The 12,107-nt window shown below is 65.3% G+C and carries 10 protein-coding genes and 1 pseudogene; 9 read left to right on the top strand and 2 right to left on the bottom strand.

All coding sequences use genetic code 11. The features are described from left to right. Positions 1 to 25: 25 nt before the first annotated feature. Entirely contained in the window at positions 26 to 778 is a 753-nt protein-coding gene (locus ACTHN1_RS13370) for a glutathione S-transferase family protein (protein WP_440471430.1), read from the top strand. Positions 779 to 949: 171 nt separating this feature from the next. Here the strand turns inward: ACTHN1_RS13370 and ACTHN1_RS13365 are convergent, their stop codons facing one another. Beyond that, positions 950 to 2,716, bottom strand: coding sequence for a M14 family metallopeptidase (locus ACTHN1_RS13365; protein WP_440471429.1), 1,767 nt, complete (start codon positions 2,714 to 2,716; stop codon positions 950 to 952). A 131-nt stretch (positions 2,717 to 2,847) separates the two neighbouring features. On the opposite strand from ACTHN1_RS13365, the gene ACTHN1_RS13360 reads away from it, so the two are divergent. From ACTHN1_RS13360 to ACTHN1_RS13350, 3 genes are all read left to right on the top strand, one after another. Next, on the top strand, positions 2,848 to 4,470 hold the full coding sequence (locus ACTHN1_RS13360) for a POT-type proton-dependent oligopeptide transporter (RefSeq protein ID WP_440471428.1): 1,623 nt from the start codon (positions 2,848 to 2,850) through the stop codon (positions 4,468 to 4,470). 9 nt (positions 4,471 to 4,479) lie between these two features. Beyond that, positions 4,480 to 5,094 carry a rhomboid family intramembrane serine protease gene (locus ACTHN1_RS13355; RefSeq protein WP_440471427.1) on the top strand — a complete coding sequence of 205 codons (615 nt, stop codon included), beginning with the start codon at positions 4,480 to 4,482 and terminating at the stop codon, positions 5,092 to 5,094. Positions 5,095 to 5,170: 76 nt separating this feature from the next. Next, on the top strand, positions 5,171 to 5,920 hold the full coding sequence (locus tag ACTHN1_RS13350) for a hypothetical protein (RefSeq protein WP_440471426.1): 750 nt from the start codon (positions 5,171 to 5,173) through the stop codon (positions 5,918 to 5,920). Positions 5,921 to 6,020: 100 nt separating this feature from the next. Here the strand turns inward: ACTHN1_RS13350 and ACTHN1_RS13345 are convergent, their stop codons facing one another. Then, positions 6,021 to 6,230, bottom strand: a complete 210-nt coding sequence (locus ACTHN1_RS13345; protein WP_440471425.1) for a hypothetical protein — start codon at positions 6,228 to 6,230, stop codon at positions 6,021 to 6,023. Positions 6,231 to 6,426: 196 nt separating this feature from the next. Here ACTHN1_RS13345 and ACTHN1_RS13340 point away from each other — a divergent pair, with 196 nt between their 5' ends. From ACTHN1_RS13340 to ACTHN1_RS13320, 5 genes and pseudogenes are all read left to right on the top strand, one after another. Next, positions 6,427 to 6,702, top strand: a complete 276-nt coding sequence (locus ACTHN1_RS13340) for a GNAT family N-acetyltransferase (RefSeq protein WP_440471424.1) — start codon at positions 6,427 to 6,429, stop codon at positions 6,700 to 6,702. 110 nt (positions 6,703 to 6,812) lie between these two features. After that, positions 6,813 to 7,622, top strand: a complete 810-nt coding sequence (locus ACTHN1_RS13335) for a PdaC/SigV domain-containing protein (RefSeq protein ID WP_440471517.1) — start codon at positions 6,813 to 6,815, stop codon at positions 7,620 to 7,622. Positions 7,623 to 7,644: 22 nt separating this feature from the next. Beyond that, positions 7,645 to 8,763, top strand: a complete 1,119-nt coding sequence (cfa, locus tag ACTHN1_RS13330; protein WP_440471423.1) for a cyclopropane fatty acyl phospholipid synthase — start codon at positions 7,645 to 7,647, stop codon at positions 8,761 to 8,763. A gap of 186 nt (positions 8,764 to 8,949) precedes the next feature. Beyond that, a complete protein-coding gene (locus tag ACTHN1_RS13325) occupies positions 8,950 to 10,731 on the top strand; it encodes a hypothetical protein (RefSeq protein WP_440471422.1) in 1,782 nt (593 codons plus the stop codon). Positions 10,732 to 10,925: 194 nt separating this feature from the next. Beyond that, positions 10,926 to 12,107, top strand: a pseudogene (locus ACTHN1_RS13320) (hypothetical protein); the annotation flags it as partial.

Genomic DNA, 12,107 nt, shown 5'->3' with positions numbered 1-12,107 from the left:
GGGGCCTTTCTCCTGGAGCATGCGCATGCGCGAACCCGTGACGATCCTGGGCAACTACCTGTCGCCCTACGTGCGCAAGGTGCTGGTCTGCCTGCAATTGAAAGGGATTGCGTACCGGATCGACCCGTTCGCGCCCTTCATCGGCGACGACGCGTTCTCGCGACTCAGTCCGCTGCGGCGCATCCCCGTGCTGATCGACGGCGATTTCGTCCTCAACGATTCCACCGTGATCTGCGAATACCTGGAGGATCTGCAACCCACGCCCGCCCTGTATCCGGCCGCGCCCCGCGATCGCGCCCGCGCGCGCTGGCTGGAGGAATTCGCCGACTCGCGGCTGGGCGAGGTGATCATCTGGCGGATGTTCTACCAGTTGCGCGTCAAGCGTTACCTGTTCGGCGAGACGCCCGACGAGGCGGTCGTGCGCAAGGCGCGCGAGGAGGAATTGCCGGACGCGCTGGACTACCTGGAAACCCAGTTGCCGGCGGAGGGCTTCCTGTTCGGCGATGTCGGCGTGGCCGACGTCGCCATCGCCGCGTTCTTCCGCAATGCCACGTTCGTGCGCTACCGGATCGACGCCAACCGCTGGCCGCGCGCGGCGGCCTTCGTCGAACGCATGCACGCGCTGCCGGCGTTCGCCGCGCTGGCCGAGTTCGAAGACCGGACCCTGCGCACGCCGGTCGCGCAGCAGCGCGAGGTCCTGATCGACATGGGCGCGCCGGTCGCCGCCACCACGTTCGGCAACATCGCGCCGCGCCGCGGCATCATGAAAGTCGAGTAGGGCGGTCCGCGCGTTCTTGCCACAGGCAGCCGGACAAGTTCGGCGCCGGGCATCCGATGGAGCGGAGTTTTTCCGCCGCGCTGGCGATTCCGCAAAAAAGATCCCGGCTTTCGCCGGGATGACGCTGTTGGATTCCCGCGAGCTCATGAGAGGCGGAAGCCCCTCCGGCCGTCATGGAACCCGGTTGGTGCGGTAGACCGGATACAGGTTGAAGCGCTCGTCCCATGCCGGATGGCGGCGATAGAAGAACTCCAGGCGCGCGCCCGGATTCTTGGCGAATTCCGGATCCTCCTTCAGCTTCTGATCGAATGCGGCCTTGACCGCCGGGTCCTGCAGCATCTTGCGGGCCACGTCCTCGGCTACGTAGTCCTCCATGTATTCCTTGCGCTCGAACGCGCTGTTGAATTCGCCCCAGGCGGCCAGCGAATCCGGTCCCTGCGGCTCCAGCAGCGCCATCAGCAGGCGCGACTTGGCCTGCGCGATCGGCACGAACAGCGAACCGGCCGGCACATCGCGCGTTTCCGGCGCCCACGCGCCTTCCACGGTCAGGCGCTGGTGGGTTTCCACCGGTTGCGCGCCGAAGCGGGTGCGGGTGGCGCGGAAGGCCTCGACCTTTTCCTTCGCCAGCGCCGGAACGCGGCGGAACTCGATGCCGTGCTGCTTCAGTTTCTCGCCGACCCACGCGGCATGCGCGGCTGGTACCAGGTAGCCCGCGCCGGGCGCGGGAATGCTGAGCGAGGGATGCAGATCGTCGCGCATCGGCACTTTCCAGATCTGCGGCTTCGTCTCGTCATAGCGGGTCATCAGCGCGCCGGACACGTCCGACGGCGTGCGGGTGTATTCATAGCCGCGGAACTCGACCGTGTGGCTCTTCTCGCTCGCCGCCCATTCCAGCGGCACCGGCTGGCCGGCCAGCTTCGCCGCCGCCGCGTCGGCCTGCTGCGCGACCTTCAGCCAGTCCGTACCGTGTGCGGCGATCTGGTCCAGCGTCGCGACGATGGTGTTGCGGGTGATCTTCACCCGTACCGGATATTCCTTCCAGGAATGCGTTTCCACCAGCATGCCGATGCGGTTGCGCAGCTGGAAATAGCCGTGCGAGAAACGCGGCGGGGCGACGCCGTCCTCGAAACCGGAGCTGGGATCGTCGCCGACCACGAAAGACGGGTAGTACGGCAGCGGCAGCGAACCCTGCTTGGCCAGATCCGCCAGCACGCCGTCGCGCAGATCGCGACCGGCCACGCGCAAGCCGGCATCGCCGGCATGCACCGGTTCGACCTGCACCGAGATGTCGTGCTCGAACTGGGCGCCGTCGGTGGCGTGCAGATCCACGTAGGCCAGCGGATCCCATTGCTGCACCAGCCGCAGCATCGCCTGCATCTCCGGCGCGTCGGCTTTCACGTAGTCGCGGTTGAGGTTGTAGTTCTGCGCGGTGACGCGCCAACCCATCTCCTCCGGGCCACGCTGGTTGGGACGGTTCCAGGCGCCGAAGCGCTCATGGCCGTCGACGTTGAACACCGGCACGAACACCCACACCAGTTTGTCGAGCGCGCCGGGCGCGGCCTTTCCGTCCAACACTTCGCGCAGGGCCAGGAAGCCCGCGTCCTTGCCGTCGATCTCGCCGGCATGGATGCCGCCCTGGATCAGCACCACCGGCAGGTTCTGGCGACGGGCCTGGTCGGGGGTGAACGCGCCGCGGGTGGACGCCACCAGCGCCTTCATCGGCCGGCCCTCCGGCGTGGTGCCGAACTCGATGCAGCGCACCGCCTTCGGATACGCCTTGGCGAAGCGATCGCACAGCGCGATGACTTCCTCGTAGCGACCGGTGCGGACGAACCCGGAGCGTTCGGATTCGGTGGTCAGATCCGATGCGGCGGCGAAGACCGGAACCGCGGGCAGGGCGAGGGCGAGCAGGACGGCGACACGGAGCGGACGAAGCATGAACGGCACCCGGGAGGTCGAAAACACCGAATGATGCCGCCCGGAAGCCGCCGCGCCCAGCATGACCAAGGAGGTTCGACCCCTCGGAGCGGATACGGTAACCTTCCCGCAATTTGCCATCGGAACACCGGATGACCACTCCCAACGAAGCGACCGCCGGCCGGATGCCTCGGCAGATTCCCTACATCATCGGCAACGAGGCCTGCGAGCGGTTCAGCTTCTACGGGATGCGCAACATCCTGGTGCAGTTCCTGACCAGCAGCATCCTGCTGGCCTACCTGCCCGAAGCCGACCGGGCGGGCGTGGCCAAGGACGTCTTCCACAGTTTCGTCATCGGCGTGTACTTCTTCCCGCTGCTGGGCGGCTGGTTGTCGGATCGCTACTTCGGCAAATACAACACCGTGCTGTGGTTCTCGCTGATCTACTGCGCCGGCCATGCCTGCCTGGCGTTGTTCGAAGACCACCGCACCGGTTTCTACACCGGCCTGTTCCTGATCGCACTGGGCTCGGGCGGCATCAAGCCGCTGGTGGTGTCGTTCGTGGGCGACCAGTTCGACCAGAGCAACAAGAGCAAGGCCAAGATCGTCTTCGACGCGTTCTACTGGACGATCAACTTCGGTTCGTTCTTCGCGTCGCTGCTGATGCCGCTGTTCCTCAATCACTACGGGCCGGCGGTGGCGTTCGGCATTCCCGGCATCCTGATGTTCATCGCCACCTTCATCTTCTGGCTGGGACGCAGGCAATACGTCAACGTGCCGCCGTCGGGCGAGGATCCGGATTCGTTCCTGCGCGTCGTGCGCACCGCGCTGGCGACGACCCGGCAAGGCGAGGGACGCTGGGGTTATGCCGTGGCGATGCTGGGTGCGGCGATCGCGGTGGCGCTGCTGGTGCTGTGGGCGCTTTCGCTGGTGGGCATGGCGCCGGGCTGGTGGCCGGATTCGTTCGGCTTCGTCATCGCCGCGTGTCTGGCGCTGGGCGTGTTGATCGCCTTCGGCGGCGTGGGCGCCTCGATGCAGCTGGAGCGCGCGCGCGGCCGCCATCCCGACGCCGCCGTGGACAGCGTGCGCGCGGTGCTGCGGATCCTGATCGTATTCGCGCTGGTCACGCCGTTCTGGTCGCTGTTCGACCAGAAGGCCTCCACCTGGGTGCTGCAGGGCAACGAGATGGTGATGCCGCATGACGCGTGGTGGTGGCCGAGCTGGCTGATCAAGAGCGCCGGCCAGTTGCAGGCGCTGAATCCGGCGATGGTGATGCTGCTCATACCGTTCAACAACCTGGTGCTGTATCCGGCCCTGCGCAAGCTCGGCTTCGAACCGACGCCGCTGCGCCGGATGGGTTGGGGCATCGCGTTCTCCGGCCTGGCCTGGGTGGTCGCCGGCACGCTGCAGTTGTGGATGGACGGCGGCGATCCGGTCTCGCTGGCCTGGCAGATCCTGCCGTACGCACTGCTGACCTTCGGTGAAATCCTGGTCTCGGCGACCGCGCTGGAGTTCGCCTACAGCCAGGCGACCCAGGCGATGAAGGGCGTGATCATGGCGTTCTGGTACCTGACCAGCACCTTCGGCAGCCTGTGGGTGCTGTTGACCAATGCCGGCGTGCGCAATGAAACGGTCACCTCGCACATCGCCAGCACCGGCCTGAGCGAGAATGCCTTCCTGATGTTCTTCTTCGCCGGCTTCGCCTTCCTTGCGGCGCTGGCGTTCGCCCTGTACGCGCGACGCTACCCGATGCAGGACAATTACCGCGCGGTCTGAGGAATTCCCATGCAAGCCCCCATCACCCTCATCCTGATCCTGGTCACCGCGGCGGTTTCACTGCTGGCGTTCCGCACGCCGTCGCTGGCCGGCCGCCTGATCCTCTGGCCGCCCGCCATCGACCGCAACAAGCAGTACGACCGGCTGGTGACCTACGGTTTCATCCATGCCGACATCTGGCACCTGCTGTTCAACATGGTCACGCTGTTCTTCTTCGGCCGGATCATGGAACAGATCATCACCCGGCTGACCGGCAGCGTGCTGGTCTATATCGGCTTCTACCTGTCGGCGCTGGTGGTGTCGATCCTGCCGACCTATCTCAAGCACCAGAAGGACCCCAACTACCGCAGCCTGGGCGCATCCGGCGCGGTATCGGCGGTGCTGTTCGCGTTCATCCTGATCAATCCGTGGGCGATGATCGGCGTGTTCTTCATCCCGATGCCGGCCATCGTGTTCGCCGTGCTCTACGTGGCCTACAGCATCTGGATGGACAAGCGCGGCGGCGACAACGTCAACCATGGCGCGCACCTGGCCGGCGCCGCCTATGGCGTGCTCTTCATGATCGCGATGGAACCTGACGTGCTCAGCCATTTCCTCGGCCAGCTGACCCGGTTCGGCGGCTGAACGCGACAGCGGTCAATCACCTGATCTGAAGATTAGCTGTGCTATCCCACGGGTGAACCACACCCGTGGAGGCAGCATGGCGACACGCACCCGCAGCACCGCCCGCAAGACCACCGGCAGGGCGACGAAGAAGGCGGCAAAGAAGACCGCGAAGAAGGCAGCAAAGAAGGCGGTCGGGAAGGTGGCGAAGAAGGCGGCCCGCAAGGTCGCGAAGAAAGCGACCGCTTCCGCAGGCAAGACCACCCGCAAGGTCGCCAAGAAGTCCGCCCGCAAGACGGGCGCCGCCGGCGCGAGGAAGACCGCGGCGAAAGCGACGAAGGCGGTCAGGAAGACCGCGCGGAAGGCCGCCGGCAAGACCACGGCGCGCAAGACCGTCGGCGCCGCCAGCCAGCCGGCGAAGAAAGCCGCTCGGACGACGACGCGTAAGACAGCGAGCGCCACCGCGCGCAAGCGTGCGGTGGCCCCGGGCGGCGGCGGCGCGGCCCGCAGATCCCCTTCCGCCGGGCAGACGCCCCGGAGCGGAACGCGCACCCGGCGCACAGCGCCGTCGCGCCGACCCGGAATCACCCCCGAGCAGGCCCTGGCGCGCACCCAGGAACTGCTGGCCGAAAAGCAGCAACGCGACCGCGAACCGGCGGCCTGGCAGCGACTGGATCAGGCGCCGGCCGGGACGCCGCCGCCGCCGGATGGCTATCAGTCCTCGACGGCGGCGAGCAAGTCACTGGAACTGCACGCCGCCGAAAGCCGGATGAAGGCCATCCAGGGCAGCATGAGCGCGCGCGATCGCCGCAGCCAGGGCAAACGCGATCATCGCGGCGAGGAGTAGGGGTCGAAAAATCAGGGCGCCCGGCGTCGAAGCGCCTGTCCCGCTCTCCGGTTCTGCACGCGCGGCCGGGAAGCGGGAACGGAGGCGGGGAGGCGAGGCCTCAACCCGCCATCAGGGTCTTGGACAGCTTGACGCTGCCGACTTCTTCCTGCGCGTAGTTGGACAGCAGGCGTTCGTAGACGGCATTGTTGAGCCGCTCGAATTCCCAGTCTTCGGTGTGACCCGTCACGGTCAACTGGAACAGGCCTTCCAGCAGGGTGAAATCGCTGGCGACGGACGGGATGTCGGACGGGTGATCGTTGGCGCTCATGGTGTTCCCTCAACCGGATGGCTTGCCAGGGATTACGCACAGACCGTGCCAATCGGGCCCCGGGAGTGAAAACACCGTGAAATAGAGCCCTCCGTCAGCTTTTTGACGTGACCAAGAGTGACGCGGCGCGTCGGCTTCTGTCGCATTCCCGGCCGCCACGGCAGAATGGAACCCCTCTGGATTCAATGAGATAGTGATGGACATCACGATTCAGCACGACCCCGCCAATCACCGCTTCTCCACCGAAGTGGATGGCCACGAAGCCGAACTGATCTATCGCCTACGCGAGGACCGCATGGTCATCGAGCACACCGGCGTACCCGAGGCCATCGGCGGCCGCGGCGTCGCCGCGCAACTGGTCAAGGCGGCGCTCGACCACGCGCGCGCCGCAGGCTGGAAGGTGGTGCCGGCCTGTTCGTACTCGGCGGTGTACGTGCAGCGCCATCCCGAGTACGCCGACCTGCTGGCGTGACGCTGTATTCCCGTGCGAGGGGCTGGAGGGCTGCTGCGACGCGGCATAAACTGTGCGCTCGTTGAGTGGAAGGAGCCCCTGACGTGAACCCGGTTTACCGCAGCCCCCTGATGATCGCGGCGCTGGCCTTGGCGCTGGCCGCGTGCAAGCGCGAACCCGATGGTCCGCAGGCCCCCACGGCCCTGACGCCGGAGGCCGGCGCGCCCGTCGCGGAAGCCACCGCGCCGGTGGCACCGGTCGATCTCAAGGATGTCATCGAGACCAACGAACGCTACGTCGTCGGCATCACCTATCCGCCGGGCATCGATCGCTATCCCGGCCTGGCCAAGGCGCTGTCCGACTACGCGCAGGCCGCGCGCGGCGAACTGATGGAGGCGGTGGACGGTTTCGGCAACGACAAACCCACCGCGCCGTACGAGCTTTCGCTGAGTTTCGAGAAACTGCTGGAAACCCCGCAGATGGTGGCGGTGGCCGCCGACGGCAGCCGCTACACCGGCGGCGCGCATGGCCAGCCGCTGATCGCGCGTTTCGTCTGGTTGCCGCAGCAGAACCACCTGCTCTCTGCGGGGGACCTCATCGCCAAACCCGCCGGCTGGCAAGCCGTCAGCGATTACGTCCGCGAACAATTGCTGACCAGCGTGACCCTGCGCGCGGAAGCCGATGAGCTGGCACCGGCCGAGCGCAGCGAAGTGCTCAAGAACGCCTCGCGCATGATCGACGACGGCACCGAGCCCAAGGCGGAGAACTTCGCCCAGTTCGTGCCGGTGCTCGACACCAGCGGCCACATCAGCGCGTTGCGCTTCGTGTTCCCGCCGTACCAGGTCGGCCCCTACGCGGACGGCACCCAGACCGTCGATGTCCCGGCCGCCGTATTGCGACCGCATCTGTCGTCCGCCTACAGCGGTCTGTTCGCCCAATAGGGTCCACACGACAGGGCATGCCATGAGCACGTCACGCTTCGCGCAACGGGTCGAACGACTACTGGCGGAAGCGGATGTGCGGATTGGCGGTGATCGGCCCTGGGACATCCAGGTCCATGATCCGCGCGCCTACGCGCGAATGCTGGGGCAAGGCTCGCTGGGCCTGGGTGAAAGCTACATGGATGGCGACTGGGATGCCGGCTCGCTGGACGGTTTCCTGTTCCATGTGTTGAACGCGCGGCTGGACGAACGCGTGCACGGCGCCGGCGAAATCCGCGACGCCCTGTTCGCGCGTTTCTTCAATCCGCAGACCCGCCGCCGCAGCCGCGAAGTCGGCGAGCGCCACTACGATCTCGGCAACGACCTCTATCGCGCCATGTTGGGCGCGCGGCTGGTCTACAGCTGCGGCTACTGGCGGCAGGCCGACAATCTCGACGACGCGCAGGTCGCCAAACTGGATCTGGTCTGCCGCAAACTGCAATTGAAACCGGGCATGCGCGTGCTGGACATCGGTTGCGGCTGGGGCGAGGCCTTGAAGTTCGCCGCCGAGCGATACGGCATCTCCGGCGTCGGCGTGACCATCTCGAAAGAACAGGCCGAGTATGCATGCGAACTGTGCAGGGGCCTGCCCATCGAAATCCGCCTGCAGGACTACCGCGATCTACACGAGTCTTTCGACGCGGTGTTTTCGCTGGGCATGTTCGAGCACGTCGGCGTCAAGAACTACCGCACCTATTTCGAAACCGCGCGCCGCGTCCTGCCGGAACATGGCCTGTTCCTGCTGCACACCATCGGCACCAACCGCTCAGTCAACCACACCGATCCGTGGATTGGAAAATACATCTTTCCGAACTCCATGCTGCCGTCCGCCGCACAGATCGCGCAGGCCAGCGAAGGCCTGTTCGTCCTCGAGGACTGGCACAACTTCGGCACCGACTACGACCGCACCCTGCAGGCCTGGCGCGCCAACGTCGAACGCGCATGGCCGGATCTCGACGCCCGCTACGACGAACGTTTCCGCCGCATGTGGCGCTTCTATCTCGCGGCGTCCATGGCCACATTCCGCAGCCGGCGCTCGCAGCTGTGGCAGGTGGTGTTGTCGCCCCGGGGGAGCAAGGATGGATATGTTGCGGCGCGATGACCAGTTTGGAATTCATGGGGGAATTCCTGACCGGGCAATGATGTTTCGGAGGGGGAGGAGACCGAGTTGACGCGGGTATCCATGGACAGGTATTGATACTCGCATCTGCTTTTGCTTCAGGGGACGCGGCGAGCTCGTCGCGCAATCAGGGAATTCGACCGGCCACGGTTGAAAGGGACGAGGTAAATGAAGGGCTCCATCGGGACACTGCTTCTGGCGACGTCGGTTGCCACCCTGCCTGCTTTCGCGCAGGTCACCATTCCGCAGGAATACGAAAAGACCGTCCAGGCAACCCAGGTGGTGGGTGCGCTGGGAACGGGTCTGTTCGGTGAAAGCATCAGTTTTTACACCGGCGCGACGAGTTTCTCCGCGCTGGATGTCAGCCTGCCCGGCAACAACGGATTGCCGATGGAAATTCGCCGGCGATTCGTTGTGGAAAGTCGTGACCAGCTGGATCGCAACCGCCTGCTGAGCCGGGACGGTGGATTTGCGGACTGGGAACTGGATTTGCCGCATCTGCGCGGGGTCTTCGCGTATGGCAAGGGATGGCAGGTGAACGGCACCACGACCGCGGCCAGGAACCAGCGCTGCGCCGGCGGAAACTCGTTTCCGCCCGAACCGCCCATCGCCGATGGCTCTCCCAGCGGATTCTGGGCCGCCGCCGAATACTGGCAGGGCAACCACCTGCATACGCCGGCGGGGGGCGACCAGGAAATACTGCTCATCGAGAATCCGACGTTGCCGCGTCCCAACGACGGCAAGACCTATGTCTGGATTACCGAAAATCTCTGGGCCTTCTCCTGCCTCACCAGCACCGCCAACGGCGTGGCGGGCGATGCATTCCTGGCAGTGGCCCCGGATGGCACCCGCTATTGGTTCAACTGGGTCGCCAAGCGGGAGGTCGCGGTCATCACCAAGACGGTCGGCGGGCCCATCGATGCCCTCGCAGCGCGGGACGCCAGCGTCATGGCCGCACCGGCGGGAACAGGGTCCGGCCTGATGCGCGAAGAAGTCCGTTTTCTTCCCACCCGCGTGGAAGACAGGGCGGGCAACTACATCACGTATACCTATGACACCGCAAAGCCGTGGCGACTGCTGAGCATGGTCGCCAATGACGGGCGCTCCCTGACGATGACCTACGATGCCGCAGGCCACATCAGTACGGTTACCGATGGCACCAGGACATGGACGTATACCTACGGTAATGGACTTACGGAAGTCAGGCTGCCTGACCAGAGTCGCTGGCAGATTGATTTTTCAAGCCTGCGCAATGCCTTCACAACCCCCTATTCGCCAAGCGAGTTGATGTGCTCCAAGTCCGGAGCCAGCACTGTCCAATCCGTGTATACGGGCACCATCACCCATCCCTCCGGTGCCACGGGCACTTTCAGCTTCCAGTCCCGCACTCATGGCAGGTCTTACGTGCCCAAGGTCTGCGTAAGACCAGGCGGCATCGCGGTACTGGATGACTACGCCCAGACGCCTTTTCTGTTCAACACGGTGGGCATCATCCAGAAGAAGATCGAAGGTCCCGGCCTCGCATCTCCTAATATTTGGACCTACAGCTACGGCGCGCCCAACAACAGTTGGGAGGAAAACTGTGCGGCAGGATGCATAGCGACCAAAACGGTGGAAGTCACGGGGCCGGATAGCTGGACGCGCTATACCTTCGGCAACCGCTATCGCCAGAGCGAAGGCCGTTTGCTGAAGACGGAGTCAGGCTCCGGCCCGACCAACGTCCTGGAAGTGGAGGAAACCGTCTATCAGACCGACCCGACGGGGCAGCCCTATCCCCAATATCTCGGTAGCAGCCTCTATACGCGCGGCGACTACATGGCGGGCAAGTTGACACCGGTAAAGACCCGAACCATCAAGCGCCAGGGCACCGGCTTTACCTACACGGCCAACAGCTATGACCAGTACGCGCGCCCAATCAGCGTCACCAAGAGCAGCGCGCCGTCGCCATGACGGGATGCGGCAGGGACAGGACAGAACGACCGGCCTTGGCCGGTTCCGATGGGGAATCACGCATGACGCGGACAGGGAAGCAGGGGATGAAGCGGACGGTATTGAGCGTGCTGGTGGCCTTGCCCCTGGCGGCGCAGGCGCAGACGTACAGCAAGACCGAGACTATCGAGTACCACGACAACACGACGTTATGGGTGCTGGGGCAGACGGCCAAGGTCACCTGCGTGGCACCGGCCGAGTGCACGCCGTCCTGGGCGCCGAGCGGCATCGTGATGTCGGAGACGACCTACGACACCCTGGCCCGACCGGTGACGGTGAAGTCCTTCGGCAAGCTGACGCAGACCCTGACCTACGACGCCACCTCCACGGTGGCCAGCGGCCAGCTGGGGACGCTGAAGACGGTCAAGGACGGCAACAACAACATCACCACCTTCGGCAACTGGAAGCGGGGCATTCCGCAGACCATCACCCATGCCGACAGCACAAGCCAGTCGGCGGTGGTGGATGACCGGGGCTGGATTGCCTCGGTGACGGACGAGACCGGGGCCAAGACCTGCTACACCTATGACGCCATGGGGCGGATGGCGAGCATCACCTATCCGTCCGAGACGCAGGCCGGCGTCTGCGATGCGTCGAAGTGGCAGGTGACGTATCAATCGTTCGCGCCCGCCAGCACCGGTTATGGCGGCATGCCCGCCGGTTATTGGCAGCAGACGGTGACCACCGGCTACGGTCGCAAAGTGGTGCTGTTCGACGCATTGTGGCGTCCGGTGATTTCCGAGTCGTATGACATGCAGGACGTGGCCGGCACGATGTCGCAGTCGGTCACGCGCTACGACAGCGAGGGGCGGCCCGTCTTCCAGTCCTATCCGCAGCGCACATCCGACACCGGCATCATCAACACCTGGGCCAACCCCGCGGTCCCGGTGCATGCATCGACGAAGGGCACCTATACCGAGTACGACGCCCTGGGCCGGGTGACGTCGGTGACCCAGGACAGTGAGTTGGCGGCGCCGAACCATCTGCTGGTGACGCTCACCGAGTACCTGCCCGGGTTCAAGACCCGGGTGACCAACCCGCGTGGGCAGCAGACGCTGTATGAGTACCAGGTCTTCGACCAGCCCAGTACCGACGTACTCACCGGGGTGACGCAGTTTGCCGGTGTGGACACGGCAGCCACGGAAATCCAGCGTGATGTGTTTGGCAAGGTCAAACGGCTGACGCGGCGCAACGCGGACGGCAGCCTGCGCGTGGACCGCCACTACGTCTACCAGGCTGACCAGTTGCTGTGCAAAAGCATCGAGCCGGAGACCGGGGCGACGGTGTATGCCTACGACTGGGCCGGCAACCTGACCCATTCGGCCTCGGGCCTGGTG

This window comes from Pseudoxanthomonas sp. (assembly GCF_051953815.1).
Lineage (GTDB): Bacteria > Pseudomonadota > Gammaproteobacteria > Xanthomonadales > Xanthomonadaceae > Pseudoxanthomonas_A.
Note: the sequence above shows the minus strand (reverse complement) of the source record. Positions and strands in the feature narration are given on the sequence as shown.

What these genes read in the sequence shown, in the direction of transcription:
- ACTHN1_RS13370 (WP_440471430.1), top strand. Translation starts at nt 26, where the DNA reads ATGCGCGAACCCGTGACGATCCTGGGCAACTACCTGTCGCCCTACGTG.
- ACTHN1_RS13365 (WP_440471429.1), bottom strand. Translation starts at nt 2,716, where the DNA reads ATGCTTCGTCCGCTCCGTGTCGCCGTCCTGCTCGCCCTCGCCCTGCCC.
- ACTHN1_RS13360 (WP_440471428.1), top strand. Translation starts at nt 2,848, where the DNA reads ATGACCACTCCCAACGAAGCGACCGCCGGCCGGATGCCTCGGCAGATT.
- ACTHN1_RS13355 (WP_440471427.1), top strand. Translation starts at nt 4,480, where the DNA reads ATGCAAGCCCCCATCACCCTCATCCTGATCCTGGTCACCGCGGCGGTT.
- ACTHN1_RS13350 (WP_440471426.1), top strand. Translation starts at nt 5,171, where the DNA reads ATGGCGACACGCACCCGCAGCACCGCCCGCAAGACCACCGGCAGGGCG.
- ACTHN1_RS13345 (WP_440471425.1), bottom strand. Translation starts at nt 6,230, where the DNA reads ATGAGCGCCAACGATCACCCGTCCGACATCCCGTCCGTCGCCAGCGAT.
- ACTHN1_RS13340 (WP_440471424.1), top strand. Translation starts at nt 6,427, where the DNA reads ATGGACATCACGATTCAGCACGACCCCGCCAATCACCGCTTCTCCACC.
- ACTHN1_RS13335 (WP_440471517.1), top strand. Translation starts at nt 6,813, where the DNA reads ATGATCGCGGCGCTGGCCTTGGCGCTGGCCGCGTGCAAGCGCGAACCC.
- cfa (WP_440471423.1), top strand. Translation starts at nt 7,645, where the DNA reads ATGAGCACGTCACGCTTCGCGCAACGGGTCGAACGACTACTGGCGGAA.
- ACTHN1_RS13325 (WP_440471422.1), top strand. Translation starts at nt 8,950, where the DNA reads ATGAAGGGCTCCATCGGGACACTGCTTCTGGCGACGTCGGTTGCCACC.